At 41.5% G+C, this 17,171-nt stretch carries 12 protein-coding genes; 5 read left to right on the top strand and 7 right to left on the bottom strand.

Annotated elements, in window-relative coordinates; genetic code table 11:
* The first annotated feature begins 23 nt into the window (after positions 1-23).
* From WC743_RS21025 to WC743_RS21010, 4 genes are all read left to right on the top strand, one after another.
* The gene (locus WC743_RS21025) at positions 24-1,529 is read left to right on the top strand and encodes a sigma 54-interacting transcriptional regulator (protein ID WP_373015266.1); all 1,506 of its coding nucleotides are present in this window, start codon (positions 24-26) and stop codon (positions 1,527-1,529) included.
* Positions 1,530-1,559: 30 nt separating this feature from the next.
* Complete coding sequence (locus tag WC743_RS21020) at positions 1,560-2,840, top strand: metallophosphoesterase (RefSeq protein ID WP_373015264.1); 1,281 nt, start codon at positions 1,560-1,562, stop codon at positions 2,838-2,840.
* A gap of 107 nt (positions 2,841-2,947) precedes the next feature.
* Positions 2,948-3,829, top strand: a complete 882-nt coding sequence (locus tag WC743_RS21015; protein ID WP_373015262.1) for a hypothetical protein — start codon at positions 2,948-2,950, stop codon at positions 3,827-3,829.
* Positions 3,829-4,449, top strand: a complete 621-nt coding sequence (locus WC743_RS21010) for a class I SAM-dependent methyltransferase (RefSeq protein WP_373015260.1) — start codon at positions 3,829-3,831, stop codon at positions 4,447-4,449. The genes WC743_RS21015 and WC743_RS21010 overlap by 1 nt, the downstream gene beginning before the upstream one ends.
* A gap of 580 nt (positions 4,450-5,029) precedes the next feature.
* Here the strand turns inward: WC743_RS21010 and WC743_RS21005 are convergent.
* From WC743_RS21005 to WC743_RS20975, 7 genes are all read right to left on the bottom strand, one after another.
* The gene (locus tag WC743_RS21005) at positions 5,030-5,803 is read right to left on the bottom strand and encodes a GLPGLI family protein (RefSeq protein ID WP_373015258.1); all 774 of its coding nucleotides are present in this window, start codon (positions 5,801-5,803) and stop codon (positions 5,030-5,032) included.
* Positions 5,804-5,836: 33 nt separating this feature from the next.
* Complete coding sequence (locus tag WC743_RS21000; RefSeq protein ID WP_373015257.1) at positions 5,837-8,656, bottom strand: outer membrane beta-barrel protein; 2,820 nt, start codon at positions 8,654-8,656, stop codon at positions 5,837-5,839.
* 108 nt (positions 8,657-8,764) lie between these two features.
* Positions 8,765-11,569: a S8 family serine peptidase gene (locus tag WC743_RS20995; RefSeq protein WP_373015256.1), complete on the bottom strand. Its 2,805-nt coding sequence runs from the start codon at positions 11,567-11,569 to the stop codon at positions 8,765-8,767.
* 91 nt (positions 11,570-11,660) lie between these two features.
* Positions 11,661-12,494, bottom strand: coding sequence for a M57 family metalloprotease (locus tag WC743_RS20990; RefSeq protein ID WP_373015254.1), 834 nt, complete (start codon positions 12,492-12,494; stop codon positions 11,661-11,663).
* Between the two features lie 258 nt (positions 12,495-12,752).
* Entirely contained in the window at positions 12,753-13,307 is a 555-nt protein-coding gene (gene rfbC / locus WC743_RS20985) for a dTDP-4-dehydrorhamnose 3,5-epimerase (protein WP_373015252.1), read from the bottom strand.
* On the bottom strand, positions 13,307-13,609 hold the full coding sequence (locus tag WC743_RS20980; RefSeq protein ID WP_373015250.1) for a DUF4286 family protein: 303 nt from the start codon (positions 13,607-13,609) through the stop codon (positions 13,307-13,309). The genes rfbC and WC743_RS20980 overlap by 1 nt, the downstream gene beginning before the upstream one ends.
* Before the next feature lie 100 nt (positions 13,610-13,709).
* The gene (locus WC743_RS20975) at positions 13,710-15,518 is read right to left on the bottom strand and encodes a tetratricopeptide repeat protein (RefSeq protein ID WP_373015248.1); all 1,809 of its coding nucleotides are present in this window, start codon (positions 15,516-15,518) and stop codon (positions 13,710-13,712) included.
* Positions 15,519-15,618: 100 nt separating this feature from the next.
* Here WC743_RS20975 and WC743_RS20970 point away from each other — a divergent pair.
* Positions 15,619-17,171 (top strand): prolyl oligopeptidase family serine peptidase (locus WC743_RS20970; protein ID WP_373015246.1); only part of this gene is annotated, 1,553 nt, incomplete at its 3' end.

The following is a 17,171-nucleotide window of genomic DNA, read 5'->3' as shown; positions in this document are numbered from 1 at the left end:
ATGACTTAATGACTAATAACACAATGACTAAAGTATTAGATATAAAAACACTTGGCCAGCTAAAAGAAACGGGCTATATAAGCCGGTCGGTTAAGGATGAGTTAAGGGCCAACCTGATAACACAGCTAAAAAATAAAGAAGGCGGGTTTGAAGGCATTGTTGGTTTTGAGGATACCGTTATCCCCGATCTGCAAACCGCTATCCTGTCTCGCCATAATATATTGCTGCTGGGCTTACGCGGCCAGGCAAAAACACGTATTGCCCGCTTGCTGGTAAATTTGCTTGATGAGTATATACCATATATTGCAGGATCAGAACTTTTTGATGATCCGTTGAACCCTATCTCGTGGTTTGGCCACAGCGAAATTGAAACCAAGGGCGATGATACCCCTATTGCCTGGGTACACCGCAGTGAACGCTATACCGAAAAACTGGCCACCCCTGATGTTACCGTTGCCGATTTAATAGGCGATGTTGACCCCATAAAAGCTGCCACCATGAAACTGACCTATTCTGATGAACGGGTTATCCACTTTGGCCTTATACCACGTGCGCACAGAGGGATCTTTGTTATTAATGAGCTGCCCGATCTGCAGGCACGCATCCAGGTTTCGTTATTTAATATTTTGCAGGAAAGAGATATCCAGATCCGTGGGTTTAAATTGCGTTTACCATTAGATCTGCAATTTGTATTTACAGCCAACCCAGAAGATTATACCAACCGTGGATCAATAGTAACACCTCTTAAAGACCGTATAGAAAGCCAGATCTTAACACACTACCCTCGTACGGTTGAAATATCACGTAAAATAACCCAGCAGGAAGCTATGCTTACACCAGAACAGCGCACCACTGTTGAAGCTGATGGTTTGGTGAAAGACCTGGTGGAACAAATAGCTTTTGAAGCACGTAACTCCGAGTATATCGACAAAAAGTCGGGCGTATCGGCACGTTTAACTATATCAGCATTTGAAAACCTCATCAGTAATGCAGAGAGGCGCATGATCATCAATGGCGAGGCATCAACGTTTGTGCGTATATCAGACTTTTTAGGCGTTATCCCCGCTATTACCGGTAAAATTGAACTGGTTTATGAAGGTGAACTGGAAGGACCAGGCAAAGTGGCCAACATCCTGATAGGTAAAGCCATCAAAACCTTGTTACTGCAATTTTTCCCTGATCCGGAGAAATCTAAAAAAGGAAAAGCACCAAACCCATATGCCGAGATCATTAACTGGTTTAGTGATGGCAACAGCTTAGCATTGGTAGATGACCTGCCCATACAGGAGTATAAAAAACTATTGAACGCCGTACCCGGCTTAAAGGACCTGGTTAAAAAATTCCATCCGCGTTTAAGCGAAAACCAGCAATTATTGCTGATGGAATTTATACTGCATGGCCTGGCCGAGTTCTCTCAATTAAACAAAGGTTTCCTGGATAACGGCTTTGCATTTTCAGATATGTTCAACAGTTTGTTTAACCTGGAACCAGACGATGATGATGTTGACCTTGATGACGAACGCTACTAAACGTATATTTACAGCTCTTAATTATACTACATGCAGGGCCACCTCCTTAATATCTTCCTGATTATAGTAATACTTTTAGCCGCCGATTTTTATATCTTAAAAGGAATACAGGCCGGTTTAAAAAAAAGAGTTTTTACCCATACAAGATGGTTTTTAATTGTCTATTGGCTTAGTGCTGCATTTTTTATTACTGCCCTGTTATTAGGGATATATTCTAAATTGGGAGCAGGTACACGTGCCGGATTCCTATTTGGGTTTGCTCTTACGTTCCTATTTAAGCTGAGTTTTCTGTTTGTTATTTTCATAGACGATATAAGGCGGGGCATAATATATCTTACAAGGAAAAATAAACAACCTGTTACCCCCCTGCCTGCTCAGGCGCAAACTAAGCCCGATGCTATACCACGTTCTGAATTTTTGATGAAGGCCGGCCTGCTTGCGGGTGTTGTTCCACTGGCTGCTATAAAGCTGAGCATGGCTAAAGGGCTGTATGATTATCATGTAAAATATGTTGACCTTTACTTGCCTAATTTGCCAAAAGCTTTTGATGGCATGAGGGTTGGGCAGATCTCAGATATCCATTCCGGTAGTTTTTACAACAAAACCGCTGTAAAAGGTGGCGTGGAAATGCTGCTTAAAGAAAAACCCGATCTGGTATTTTTTACCGGCGACCTTGTGAATGACTCCGCATGGGAAATGAGAGGGTATCAGGACATTTTCAGCAACGTAAAAGCTCCCTTAGGTGTTTTTTCTATTTTAGGCAATCATGATTATGGCGATTATGGTAAATGGCCAAGCCCCGCCATTAAGGTACAGAACCACGAAGGTTTAATTAAATGCCATAAAAATATGGGCTGGGACCTGCTGGTAGATGAACACCGCCGTTTAAAGGTGGATGGAGAAGAAATTGGCCTGTTAGGTATAGGTAACTGGGGCGAAATGAGCCGTTTCCCCAAATATGGCCGCATGGATAAGGCGGTTAAAAACACCGATGACCTGCCTGTAAAGCTACTGCTATCGCATGACCCCTCTCATTGGCGTGCAGAAGTGTTACCCAAATATCCGCAGATAGATGCGGTATTCGCCGGCCACACACATGGTATGCAGTTTGGCGTACGAACAAAAGAATTTCAATGGAGCCCTATAGAATATGTGTACTCTGAATGGGCCGGTTTATACCGCGAGGGCAATCAGCAAATTTATGTGAACGTAGGTTATGGCTTTGCAGGTTTTGCCGGCAGGGTTGGAATATTGCCGGAGATTACGATATTTACACTTAAAGCCGCATCAGATCCATCGTTAAAAGCCTAATGTGAACAGCCATTTACCTGCGGGTAAATAACAATCAATTATAAGTACTACCGGCTGATGTTTTTGAATTAATATAGTATAGTTATATGTTACCCGTATACCAACTCATGAAGAAAGCATTCCGGTCTGCATTTGATTTTTTGCTTTTCAGTAACATATTCATGGCTTTATGCGCGGTTGCACAAGCACTGGTAACATTTCATTTAATTGATGTTAAACCCATACCTGCAGTAACAGGGCTGCTATTTACTTCCACATTAGGCATATATAATTTCAGCATATTACTAAGTAAGCCTAAACACCCCGAGAGGTCTTCTTACAAACGTGTCCGTTGGTTTTTTTCGCATTACAGGCTCATGGTAACCTTTACTATTGTATCCCTGCTATCCCTTATTCCACTATTCTTTTTGCTGTCAATGGAGTCAAGGATCCTGCTGATATTCCTATCCATCCTGTCCTTTGGTTATGGCTTGCCTTTATTTTCCATTGGCGATCATAAATTTGGCTTACGTAATATTCCCGGGTTAAAACCTTTCCTCATTACTTTAGTGTGGACTTTAAGCTGCGTACTGCTGCCGGTATTAGAAGCACAGGACCAGCATTTGTCTGATATTTCTACCCGTAATATTACGATAATGATTGCCAAACGTTTTTTACTGATAGGCGCCCTTACCGTTCCATTTGATATCCGCGATCTTTTTCAGGATAAGCAATCCGGCTTAAAAACCATTCCGGTAGCCTGGGGCGAAAAAAATGCCTACTTATTTTGCCAGTTCTTACTTGCAGGCTTCGTGGTTTTACTGTTTCTGTTCAAGAACAATGGCTTTAATACCGATTTTTTTGCGCTTACACTTACAGCAATCCTTACAGGGTGGTTAATATTTCGGTCTAAGTGGGAAAAGAACGAATATTACTACTTTTTTTACTTAGATGGGGTACTTATATTACAGTACGTTGTTTTGGTTGTTGTAGGGTTTTTGTTTAAATAATGGGCGGCAACTATGATAACTCCGCATCATTTTATGACAGCCTGTCGCGGTTGGTTTTTGGCCGGGCGTTAATACAAGCACAGGTTTATTTGCTACCGCAGATACCCCCAAATTCGAATGTGCTAATTATAGGCGGCGGCACGGGTTGGATATTAGAGGAGATAACTAAACTGCACCCTTCGGGCTTAAACATCACCTATGTAGAGATCTCTGCAAAGATGACGGCATTATCCCGGAAAAGAAACGTTGGCGATAATCAGGTAAACTTCATCAATAAGCCTGTTCAGCAGGTTGAGCTAAACCAGCAGGATGTTATCATCACCTCATTCCTGTTTGATAATTTCACCGAAGGAAATATGCACCCCCTATTTGCCCATATCCACGCTATGCTAAAACCCGGCGGACTGTGGCTGAATACCGATTTTCAGCTATCCGGTAAGTGGTGGCAATACATACTGCTAAAAAGCATGCTGTTATTTTTTAAGGTATTATGCGGTGTAGAATCATGGCGTTTACCTGATGTAGCAAAGCAATTTAATAATTATGGCTATCAGGTTATTGAGGAGGGCACATTTTTTAACGATTTCGTGGTAACGAAGATGTATAGAAAACAAGCATAGTTAAAAACAACTATGCTCATTGCCGGGGGATGAGAGGTGCAGCGTAACCTTGTATCTCCGCTTAACCTGCAAAGATGCCGTGCTATCGCTACACATGACATTTAATTTAACCTCTATGTATATAACCGTGTCATTGCGAGGAGCGTAGCGACGTGGACAACCGACCGTAGGGAGCTCATTAATTCCATAAAGGAAAAATCAAACTCATTAATAATCTCGTAGCCAATGCATATTCGCTTGTCCCGCTACGAGATTGCCACGGCTTTCCACTACACGACCTCCGCGTAAGCCTCGCAATGACATATTTAGTTATTGGGGCATGGTGAGCTTGTCGAACCACATTGCGGGGTAGGGCCTTTACGCACGTCCTTCGACAAGCTCAGGATGACCCCGACAAATGTTACTTTCCCTTCAGAGGCCGCGGATTTTAAAACTCGCCATGACATATTTAGTTATATGTATATGGGTCATGGTGAGCTTGTCGAACCACATTGCGGGGTAGGCCTTTGCGCACGTCCTTCGACAAGCTCAGCATGACCCCGGCAAATGTCAACCTGTTACAAATGTTTTGAATTTTTACTTATAAAAGAAAAATACTAAAGAACTTTTTGCCGTATTCGCCCCAGTCTTTCATCACATTGGTTAGAGTTGTTTTTAAGCTGGCGTAAGTTACCACCTTACCTTTTACCGGTACTTTTAAAGCAGTTTCGGGCACTACAGCATCGGTAACTTTGGTTGCAAACCAGGTAACATTATCATGCGGAAGCGCTACACCCAGTATCATCCCCGGTAAGCCGGTAAATGATTCGGGGCCACCGGGCAATGGTATTTCATCGGTATAAAAAGCTACCACATAAATGGAGTCCATTACTATGGCATTTGCACGGCGGCACATGTAACCTGCAATTTCGCGGGTTTCGTTGGTTATTTTCCAGTTTATTTTGCGGGCGGTGTCCTTCACCAAAAACGTTTCATCAAATACCTTTTTATTGGTAATGCTAAAACTGTTGCTTAAATCGGTATAAACGGTATTTATTTGCTGCGCCAATGGCATATCGCTAAACCAGCTGTTTGATGCCGGTGCATCGTCTATAATTGGGCTGTACAGCGTTTTGTTATTACCAAAGGTTAACGTGCTTTTAAGTATTTTAAACTGAGGCTGGTTCTTTTTATAATTTTCAAAAGCCGGAGCGTACCAGGTTTCGTTATCCTTGTTTATGGCTTTTTTTATAACGCCATACATATTCACCTTTTTCTCATACTCAATAGTACCCGATGTGGTAAAATGCGCGTTCTGTGCAAATAAAAGGCTGCTGCTAAACAGGCTTATTACTATTATTATATACTTTTTCATTAGTGTAATTTCTTTTGATGTTTAAATATAAACTTATTTTTTTGCCGGTGCCCCGCCGCCCATTCCGCTAAAATCCCATACTACTGATAACATAAAGTACCTTCTTATGGTTGTGTATCTACTTTGTGTTATCAGGTTGCTTGATGCGCTGCGGCTAAAGCCCGAATTTTGGTTCAATAAATCATTCCCTCTTAAAGTTAGCTTAACAGCATCGGCCTTGAAAAAGGATTTAGTTATACTGGCATTAATAATTGTTTGACGGAAATCTGTATCAAAAGATTGTGTAGCGGCTTTATACTCGTACTGGCCATCACTGGTGATCTGGAATTTGCCGGGCAGGAAAACATTTATATAATAATCGCCATTAAAGCCGCGGCCGTTGTTGTTGATAGTTGGTTGTAATGATGATTGCCCTACGGTGTAAGTTGGACCGGCATTAATATAGATCTGATATTTTTTCTCTTTATATTTTGATAAAGATAACTGACCCGAATAAGTGTATGATTTTGTTCTGTTAAGCGCACTGTTTATCATGCTGTAATAAATATTACCATTAGTGCTTAAATTTGTCCCGACATTTAAGCCGGTCCTGCCTAACTTGCGGTTCATGTTAATGTATACGTTGTAATTAGCTGGTTTTTCATTAGGCAGGTTGAGTGCTTGTGTAACGCTTTTAGCCAAAATAGGATCTGTAACGGTGTTATTAACTATTGGGTTTGTAGTATAGCTATAGTTACCGGATATATACATAGACTGGTCGCTGATAACCTTGTACATGTTATACCATAAATTAAATGAGTTTCTGAAAGAGGGTTTAAGGTTGGGGTTACCTACCACAATGTTTAACGGATCGGTATTTACCCTTATAGGTTGTAACTGATCAATAGTGGGTTGGGTTTGGTTACCGTTATAACCAACGTTTAATGAACCGTAGGTTGAAATTTTGTATTGGTAATTAACCTGCGGGTTCCAGTTGGTAAAATCACGTTTGGCCGACATCCCCGAGATCTCATCAATCTGTTTAAAGTTTACGTTAGCTACCTTTGTACCAAAACGTAATAAGCTTTTACCTTTTTTGTAATTAAAGTTAAGCCCTCCCTGGTTTGATGTTTGGTTGAAAAGGTAGTGGTTACTTAACGAATCATTAAGGATATTATACACACCCGGGGCCGATTGATCGTATGATCTTCTATCGGCATTACTATTGTTTAGGCTGATGCCGTAGCTTAAAACCATTGCAAACGCTTTAGTAATAGGCTCGGTATAAGTTAAGGTACTGTTAAACTTTGTAGTTTTAGTATTATCGGTTTTTAACTGATCAACTACCTGGCTGCTATCAAGCTGGCCTTGTTCGTCATACAGATCAAGCTTTGATTTTAAAAAGCCATGTGCCTTACTATCAGTAATACCGGTAGTTACATTCCATGAGAAAGTACGACCGGTTTTCTTTAATTTTTTGGTGTAGAAAGCAGATGCATTAAACAATTGCTGATCTACATCATTAGTTAAATTACGATTGTTAACATTTATCAAGCTGCCATCTTCTCTTCTGCTGGTAGCCAGGTTAGTGCTATTGGTAGTGCTGTTTTTTAAAGTACCATCTGCAGATATTTTTAAGGTTGATGTAGTATCCAGCTTAATGGTATACGTCACATCAAGCTTTTGCCTGAACATGTAATTGTTAAAAGTTTGGTCGGTAACGCTGTTAATTAAATTGTTAGGCAGGTTTTGCTGCTGTATGGTATTACGCGTTCCGTCAACCTCTAACGAGCCTATTTTGTAATTGGTGTTTAAGGTATATTTATCGTTCTTCCATTTATCATCATAATGCAAACCGCCCGTACGCGCAATAGGGAGCCCCTCACCGTTATATTGGCCGCTAAAAGAGTCGAGGCCATTATCGCCGCCGTTACTAAAATAAAAACCACCGTCGTCACTAAACTGGCCAGCATCGCTTGTGCCCAATTTGCTGTTATCATTCCAGCCCAGGCCTGTTTTACCTGTATTACCTATAGTACCATAGGCCGACATTTTCTTCTTGCCCTTGAACTTATTGAATAATCCCTGCCCCTGATAAAAACCATCGGTACCAACACCGGCGTCAACTTTACCAAAGTAGCCGTTCTTTTTATCTTCTTTTAGTTTAATGTTAATGGTTTTGGTCTTTTGCCCGTCATCAATACCGGTAAAGGTAGCCTGATCGCTTTTTTTATCATAAAGTTGTACCTTATCTACCATATCGCCACGAATGTTTTTGGTAACCAGCGTTGGGTCATCACCAAAAAACTCTTCGCCATCAACCAATACTTTACTTACTGTTTGGCCCTGGGCAGTAATTTTACCATCCTTATCAACCTGTATGCCGGGCAACTGTTTTAACAGGTCTTCTACCTTTGAGTTAGGCTCTATGGTAAAAGCTTTTGCATTATATTCAGTTGTATCGCCTTTTATTTTGATAGCAGCCACACGACCGGTAACCAATACGGTATTTAATAACCTTGATTTTAATTGCAGATCGATATTGCCAAAGCTGCGTTGCGTTTTAGCCGAATCTAAAGTGAAATCTTCCACATAGTCGGCATACGCGGGGTAGGTAACCAGCAAAATAAATTTACCTGTACCAATATTATTTACAGTAAAGCCTCCGGTAGTTGTTGCACGGGTAAATTTAACCAACGTTGAGTCTTTTGCTCTTAATACGCTGACAGAAGCATTTGACAGCTTAACATTTGATGCACTATCAATAATAAAACCCTTAACTAAATTAGGTCCTTTACCAGGGTTAGAAGTTTGGGCAAATGTTGTAAAAGATAACAGGCAGAAAAAAGCCAGTAAGGTAAAAGTGAATTTCATATAAGGATTTATGGTGCTGCAATTTATAACTAAATTCTTAGTAATCAACTGGTGATTATGTTAATTTATGTTAAAATCTGTCATAAGAGTGTTAAAAGGGCTTTGTTGTTACAACACCTTTATGATTTTTTTTGTAAAAATTACCTTACCGTGAAGTGTTATCGCGCACACATAGGCGCCCGGTATTAGGTTTATAGGGATATTGTTTTGCAGCCCATTAAATGTTTGGCTCGAACTTAATTTGCCGGCAGAATTATAAAACTTAATCTCAAAATCTTTTTGCTCCCCGGTTAGTATGGTTAGCTGTGTAGTAACCGGGTTGGGGAATAAGGTAAACTCGTTGCCTTGTAAAAGAGTGGCGCTTGCGAGGTCAGAGTATATTATTTTATTGTCTGCTGTAGTAAGTTTAGCCCTGTAATAATTTATCCCCTTTTTAGGATCAGCATCTGTAAAGCTGTAAGCCAGCATATTTGCGCTGATGTTTGCGCTTCCTAAGGTGGTATATGAATTGGTGCCGGTTAGTTTTTCCCAGGTGATGGATCTGAGGTTTAGCACGCTTCCTAATGTGAGGTTAAGTGCTATGTTATTATTATCAGCAACGCTGGCCAGCAGCGTTTGTACATAACAGCCAACACCCTGGAGGGTAACATCGATAGTAAAACTTTTTACCCCTTCAAAGCCGTTGCCCTGTGCACTTACCGCAAAATATTTTGATGATTGCATTTGCGCGGGTATAATAACAGAGGTATCTGCCGATGTGGTAAGCCGTTGCAAAATATTATCCTTTATGGTATAGATAGTATATCCTGTAGCTCCCGGTTGCGGGTTCCAGTGTAACAGTGTGCCATCAGTACAGTTATAGCCAACGTTTAGGTTAAGCGGCTTTGAAATAATAAATTCCTTGCTGATATGGTCTGTACCGTTAATGACCATCTTTAGCATTGCAGGTGTAAAAGCGCCCGGAGCTGTCCATGCATAAAAATTATCATGCAGGTTTACATCAGCGATTTTTGCCCAGGTAATACCATGATCATAACTGATGCTTAAATTGCCGGTGGTAGCATTGTAAGTATTTTGCCAGTGCAGGTAATTATCCCCGGCAGCAAAAATTTTGTTATTGCCCAATGGGGATGTCCATTCAAACTGATCGGCAAGCCGGGCTTGGTAGGCCACATAAAAAGGCTGCGAAGCGGCTGTTACTTTATTAGCTGATATGTGGACGGTATAAATACCCGCCGGTGGATCTTGCAGGGTTACCTGCTCCGTATTATTTAGCGAATCGCGGTGCCTTACAGCTGGTTTTAATAAAGAGTCAGCAGATGGGTAACTGCTTAGCGCCCACGGCAGCAACATTTGGCCTGATGGAGTGGTAATGTACAGGTCAAGGTCATTAATAAGCGCTAAAGGGGCATTAAGCGCGGCTGGTACATCATTCCAGGCTAATGAAACTTTTAGTTCCCGGCAGTTTTGCGGAACGGTGATAGTATAAGTAGTTTGTTGTTTATTGGCGAGGGTGCCGGTTTTAAAGCGGGCATCATTAATTGTTCTTAGTGCTTCAAGGGCGTTCAATTTACCGTAGCCTGTTTTGTGGTCAACGGCAAGGGTGCCGATATCATCCGCGGAATTTATGAGAATACTTTTTATTAGTGCTGCGGATGGTAATTTGTTAAACTGTTTTTTATAGGCCTGTTGCAATAGTGCCACCGTGCCTGTTGCAAGCGCGGCTGCGCCTGATGTTCCGTCTTCGCCATCGGCAACAATTTCTGGTTTAATGCGGCCATCATAAGCCGGCCCTGCCGAGCTAAGCGCCTCGGGGATATTGGTGCGGCCCGTACCGCCAACAACCAGTACATTTTTAGCCTGCTTAAACGTGCCCGATAAGTTGGCACTGTTTGCAATGCCAGTATACAATCCTGTTGTGGGTGTTGTAGTACCAATATTACCTGATGAAAACACGTGTATTAACGAATCCATTTCATACACCTGCTTGTCGTAAGCCTCGGCTTCGATACCGTAAAAGTTTTCTATCCCGGTTCCGTACGAATGATTTTGAACACTTATCTGGTAGGTTTTAAAAGCGGTAATGGTATCAGGCAGCAGCCTTGCAAAATCCGACGGGGTAAATTTAACTGCCGGGGCAGATCCAAGTCCCCTGATAAATGAATTGCCATTGCCGCCAATAAGGGTTGCCATAATAGTAGCGTGCCCGGATAGCTGGGCAGGCGGCGATACAGAAACAAATGAGCGGGCAAGCAGGTCAAGATCATCCTGATCATACTTTTCTTCTTTAACACTTACGTTTATACCCGCGCCATTAATGCCGGGATAATTATCGGCAATAGCCGAGATATTATTTGAGCCGAGGTCAATATCGTTAATCACCAGCTCTTCATGTGCCTGGCGTACTGTGCTTGCAAAAACAATATCCGGATGCGCCAATAAAGCGGGGAGTTGTTTCAAGGTAACCTTAACAGTAATTACATTGCCTGCTGTACCGGTAATACTGCCGCTGTTCTTTATCTGGTTAAGCAAAGCAGGGCTTTGCTGTTTAACAACAATGCTAATAAGCTTTGCAGCATTGGGATGCTTTTGGCCCAGTTGCACCAGGCCATCATCGGCTTTCCATAAACTGTTTGAGGGCGCAACGCTGAGGATATTCTTTCCGGCAATAACACTATCATGCGATGCTATGATGTAGTAGTTGTATGATACCCTTTTTAAAACGCGTAAATTTTGGTTAGGAGGATGGTTAAATTTTACCAGGTAGTAATGTAAAGTATCCTGCTGTTTGTTAAGCGGTGCCGGAAGGTTAGCGTATGTTTTAGCAATTAATTTATCATCATTAGCTTTTTGCGCCCGGGTATGGTGGAAGCATAATAAGAACAGCGCAAAGCAGGTGAGATGTTTAATCATAAATAGAAACGACACAAAAATAAGGGGGAGCGCTATACTCCCCCTTATTGTAAAAATAATTACTTATATACTTAAAAGCAATGCTGTTAAATTAGTATAAATAGTTTAACGCAACCTGGTCGTTTGTGTTGAAAGTGCGGTCGGTGCCGTTTGAGCACGCTAACATGAATGATCCTGAATCAGCAGTTGACGGCGTGCCGGGAATAAGTATGGCACCTATATTTGATGCACCTTCATTTGTTGCAGCGCCACCACAGCTGAAAGCACGGTTAAAATAATCGGTATGGCGGAAACCAATACAATGGCCCATTTCATGTTGTAAAACTGATGTTAAGTAGCCAACATTCGGGTTGGTACCGTATGCAGCTTCATTGGTATTCATCTGTATTTGTTTGTATGGGTTGCCTGATTTTGTTGGGAAGCCCGAAGAACCCAGGGTTATATAACCACCGCTTGGGCCCTGGTTAAATCCTACTACCTGGATATCTCCCCTGGCGCTTACAATCTGAAACTTAAGGGTTAAGTTAAGCGCATTGTAACGGGCAACTGCATTTGCAGTAGCGGTAGCATATACTGTAGGCAGGTTTGATACAGAAACAGTAACCGTTCTTGGTAAGCTTTTCACCAGGTTAGTGGTTCGGTATTGTTCTGTTTCGGCAATGCGCAGGTTAGGGCTGGTGCTTGCGTCAGTTAAGTTTTCATCTGTTAAAACAATGTCCCCCTCTACCAGGTAACCATCAGCAACTTTTCTTACATCAGCAGTGCTAAAACCAAGGTCTGCAATATTTTTTAAGACCTGGGCTGATACTTCGTTTTTTACCTCTGGTTTTACATCAGCAGTTTGGTTGTTTTTGGTACATGCAAACAATACTGAGGCCAGTAACACGGCTGCGAAGCCGGTTTTTAATAATAAATTTTTTTTCATGAGAATGTGAATGTTAGTTTAATTTTGTTACATAAAATGAATTTTAGCTGGCCAGCCTTATTTGTATACGGAAGCTGTAATAGGAAAGTTACCGTGTTTTTAACAAATAATTAACATGAATTTCTCTTAAAACTAATTGGAGTAGAAAATTATCCAGCTACGAAATATTGTACTGATTAACCACTATTTACCTAATTGCAACCAAATAAAAAAGCGGCTTAACCCTGGTTAAACCGCTTTAAATTTTTTAAGCTATTTTTAGTAAGTGAACGGGCTTTTAAATGATTTAAAATCAGGTAGTTCCTGGTCTTTGGCTGAGAGCAGCGCGTCCCTTTCATCAATGCCCCAGCCAATGGCCAATTCGGGGTCATTCCACAAAGCACCTGTTTCTGATGCTTTATCGTAATAGTTGGTCACTTTATAAATGAAAATAGTATTATCCTCTAAAGTAACAAAGCCATGCAAACATCCGGGGGGTATCCACAATTGTAAATTATTGGTGCCGGTTAATTCAACAGAAACGTGCCTGCCGTAAGTTGACGAACCAACACGCGCGTCAACAGCAACATCCATAACGCTGCCCTGCAGCACGCGTACCAATTTGCCCTGCGCAAACGGATGGGCTTGGGCATGTAAACCCCTTACGGTGCCTTTTTGTGACAGCGATTGATTGTCCTGCACAAAATCGGCATCGATACCGGCTTCAAGCAGTTTCGCTTTACTGTAGCTTTCGTAAAAATATCCCCGGTCATCAGTAAATACCTTAGGTTCAATGATCATTACACCGGGAATAAGCGTTTCAATAACCTTCATTATTCTACAGTTTTCATTAAAGTGTTAAACAATACAAAACGTTCTGCAAAACGCTCCTGGTGCAGGTTTTGAAAGTGAAACAAATGATGGGTAAAGAAATTGTTAAAGCTTTCCTGGGTATCAGCATTGTACTGTACACAATAGGTAACGCCATCATTAGGTGAGTCAATAATATTAAGTATCCGGTATGAGCTAAAGCAGCCGGTTGCCATAATAGCCGGGATGTGAACGGTTTTCATCCATTCCAGCCATTCCTGTTCAATGGCATCATCTAATATCACAGTATCGTTATATACAATCATGGCGCAAAAGTACGATTTTCATTGGATTGCACTCATTAAGATTAGACTTCATCAATTATTCCCGGGGATAAAAATTAACAGCCGAATTCACAACAATTAACTAACTCGCCTCATTCTTATCTCCCCTTAATAATCTGAAACGTTTGCGGGCGGTATTAAGCCACAGGCTGCTTGGGTAATCGGTAATAATTTTTTGGAAATAGGTTTTAGCCGTGTTGCTGTCGCTTAGTTTGGTTTCGTAAATATCGCCTAACATGTAAACGGCATCATCGGCCCAAAGGTCATAAGCATGGTCTTTAACTATTTGCTTTAACAGAACAACCGCGTTGGGGAAATCTTTTTGCTGGATCAGGATCCTCGCCTTAGCCATTAAAATATCTGCCACTAAAGGGTTACCGGGGAACTTCTTATCAATACTATCCAGGGTGAGCAGGGCTTTATCTGTTTGGCCGGCAAATATCAGCAGATCTGCGCGGGCGTATACTTTTAACGCGCTCGCGCTGCTATCAACAGCCAGGTTATCAGATATTAATAACGACAGGTTTAACGCATCATTAGCTATCAGTTGCGTTGTGGCGGCTTTAAGGATATCAAGCTGCCTGCGCGCCCAGTTAAAATCGCCGGTGTAGTAGGCCAGTTTGGCATTTCGCAAAAGCGCCTCCTGGCCAATAGCTGTGTTGGGGTTGCTTTTTTCTACCTGGCTATATAATAAGGTGGCATCCCAGGGCTGGTTATTCAGCAGGCTTATATCAGCAAGGTCAATCTTACAGGAGGCTAACAGGGTTGGCCTTACATTAGGGATGGCAACAGCGCTTTCAAGCAGGGTTTGCGCCTCTTTTAATTTGTGCAGTTTAAAGGCCTGCAGGTTGGCCAGCTTCTGCATGGCAAAAACGGTACTTTGGTTACGGCCAAATTCATCCAGTAAAGCAATATAATCGCCTTCCAGAATTAGCAGATCGGCCTGTGTGTATTTGCCCGATGTTACCTTGGAGTTTTCGGTATTGATCAGTTCAATTTTTGCCGATACATAATAAGGGTTGTCTTTCCCCTTGCTAACAACATATTCATACCCGCGAATGGCCGCATCATAAGCTTCATTTGATACAAGGGTACGGCATAGGTCAAATACATTTGCCGCATCATTATTTTGCCTGCGGCTTAATGCAAGGGCCTGGTTAAGGGCCTGGTCAAACTGCTTTTGCTGCAAAAACTGCCAGGTAAGCATATCTACAAAAACAATCTGCTGCGGGTCCTTCTGAATTCTTTTTAGCAGGGCTGTTTTCAGCATATCGTAATCTTCAGTCCCCTCATAAAGTGTAGACAGCATGTTTTCTGCCTGATTTAAAAAGACAGGGTTAGCGGGTAAAAAATTCAGGTATTCTTCGGTAAGTGCAACTTTATCGCGCTTGTAGCGGTACAGGTTTATCAGCTCAAAAGAAAACAGGGCGTCGTTATTTAAAATTTTACGGCCCTGCATAAATATCTTTATGGCATAATCTGCATTGGCGTTCTGGTAAAACTGCGAAGCCAGTGAGGCAATCTCGTTTTGGTCGGCAGGCAGGTTTTTTATCAGGTCATTATACAATGCATCGGCTTTGGCATTATTGCCTTGTTGCGTATATACCGAACCCAGCGCTACCATATACTCACTAACACCGGGGTGCTTGCGTATCATTTTTTTGGTTATGCTTTCTGCCTCATCAAATTTCTTAATGCTGATAAGGCTGTTCAGATATTGCTGGTAGTAGGTTTCGTTATCTTGTTTATACAGCTTTTGGTAAATATCAAGCGCTTTTTGCTGTTCGCCATTTTGCGTGTATTGCCGGGCTAATTGCAATTCATTACTTTGTGCTAAAGCCGGTGCAGCAAATGCGAAAAATACTGGTATTATCGTATACAAAAACCTCATTCTTTTTATATATTTAGCAAACGGTCAATAGATTTATATAACGTATTAACAGGGTAAAATTGTAGTGACATTGGCACCTTGCTTAATTAAAATACCTAATTTGACCTTGATTATAAATTATGCTATGTTCAGTACAGATCGTTTAAGATCATTTCTCTTAATATGCTTTATAGCTTTGCTTTGCGCCTGTGAACAAAACAGTGTAAGACAAATTCCTGTAAGTGCGTTTTTTAAAACACCCGAGAAAAGCTTCTTTAAAATATCGCCCGATGGCAAATATATATCCTATTTAAGGTCTTATAAAGATAAGCAAAATATATATATCAAGTCGTTAGCTACCGGTGTGGAGCAAATGGCTACCTCGTTCCAAGACTACTCGGTACGCGATTACTCATGGACCTACAACAACAAATTAATTTTTTCGCAGGATATTATTGCCGATGATGTTTACAAATTATTTGCGCTTGATGTTGCTACGCATAAATTAAAAAATTTGCTCAGCTTAAAAAAGGTAAGGATCCGTATCATAAACCGTAACCGCCAGCAGCCAGATGTGATCACCATATCAATGAACAAGCGCGACCCGGGTAATTTTGATATATACCGGTTAAATATTAAAACCGGCGATCTTAAACCCTATATGATAAACCCCGGCAATGTTACCAAGTGGTACCCTGACCCTGACGGGCGCATCCGTTTAGTTAAAATGAGCGATGGGGTAAACGAAACCATACTTTACCGCCCTAATGATAAAGCAGCATTTAAGCCAATTATAAAAAACAACTTTAAAGACAGGGTAGAGCCCATAGCATTTACAGGAAATAAAAACTATTTCTACGCGCTATCAAACGTTAACCGTGATAAAACCGCGGTAGTTGAAATTAATGCTGAAAATGCCGGGGATGAAAAAGTAGTTTATGCCAGCAATAAAGCCGATATTTTGGATGTAGCCTATTCAAGAAATAAACGCCGCCTTGAGCTTGCCGCCTGGGAAGAAGCAAAACCGCAAAAGCATTTTTTAAATGCTGATGTTGAGCAAATTTATAAAAGCCTTACAGCTAAATTAAAAGGTAACGAAATTGACATTGTTGACCGCGACAGCGCAGAGAATAAGTTTATAATAAGCACCTATACTGATAAAAACCCGGGGTCGTATTATTTATATGAATGTATTGGCGATAAGCTAACCAAACTTGCCGATACCAACCCCGAAATAAGCGCCGCCGAATTGTGCGATGTACAGCCTATATCATTTAAAGCCAGGGATGGCCTTTTAATAAACGGCTACCTAACCGTGCCGCAAGGAAAAGAGAAAAACAATTTGCCGGTAGTTATAATGCCGCATAATGGCCCCTGGAGCCGCAATTCATGGGATTATAATGCCGAGGTGCAATTTTTGGCCAATCGGGGTTACGCTGTTTTTTTGGTGAATTACCGTGGCTCAACCGGTTATGGCAAGGCTTTCCGTAATGCGGGCTTTAAACAGGTAGGCGGCAAAATACAGAATGATATTACCGATGGCGTACACTGGCTAATTGCCAATAAAATAGCTAATCCTAAAAAGATAGCCATTTTTGGCGGTGGTTTTGGCGGCTTTTCGGCATTGTATGGTTTGTCATTTCACCCCGAACTTTATAACTGCGCTATTGTAAA

The organism is Mucilaginibacter sp., from assembly GCF_041660805.1.
Classification (GTDB): Bacteria; Bacteroidota; Bacteroidia; order Sphingobacteriales; family Sphingobacteriaceae; genus Mucilaginibacter.
The sequence above is the reverse complement of the archived record's forward strand: the minus strand, read 5'-3'. Positions and strand labels throughout refer to the sequence as shown.

Coding starts and splice junctions, on each gene's coding strand:
- WC743_RS21025 (WP_373015266.1), top strand. CDS start 24: ATGACTAAAGTATTAGATATAAAAACACTTGGCCAGCTAAAAGAAACG.
- WC743_RS21020 (WP_373015264.1), top strand. CDS start 1,560: ATGCAGGGCCACCTCCTTAATATCTTCCTGATTATAGTAATACTTTTA.
- WC743_RS21015 (WP_373015262.1), top strand. CDS start 2,948: ATGAAGAAAGCATTCCGGTCTGCATTTGATTTTTTGCTTTTCAGTAAC.
- WC743_RS21010 (WP_373015260.1), top strand. CDS start 3,829: ATGGGCGGCAACTATGATAACTCCGCATCATTTTATGACAGCCTGTCG.
- WC743_RS21005 (WP_373015258.1), bottom strand. CDS start 5,803: ATGAAAAAGTATATAATAATAGTAATAAGCCTGTTTAGCAGCAGCCTT.
- WC743_RS21000 (WP_373015257.1), bottom strand. CDS start 8,656: ATGAAATTCACTTTTACCTTACTGGCTTTTTTCTGCCTGTTATCTTTT.
- WC743_RS20995 (WP_373015256.1), bottom strand. CDS start 11,569: ATGATTAAACATCTCACCTGCTTTGCGCTGTTCTTATTATGCTTCCAC.
- WC743_RS20990 (WP_373015254.1), bottom strand. CDS start 12,494: ATGAAAAAAAATTTATTATTAAAAACCGGCTTCGCAGCCGTGTTACTG.
- rfbC (WP_373015252.1), bottom strand. CDS start 13,307: ATGAAGGTTATTGAAACGCTTATTCCCGGTGTAATGATCATTGAACCT.
- WC743_RS20980 (WP_373015250.1), bottom strand. CDS start 13,609: ATGATTGTATATAACGATACTGTGATATTAGATGATGCCATTGAACAG.
- WC743_RS20975 (WP_373015248.1), bottom strand. CDS start 15,518: ATGAGGTTTTTGTATACGATAATACCAGTATTTTTCGCATTTGCTGCA.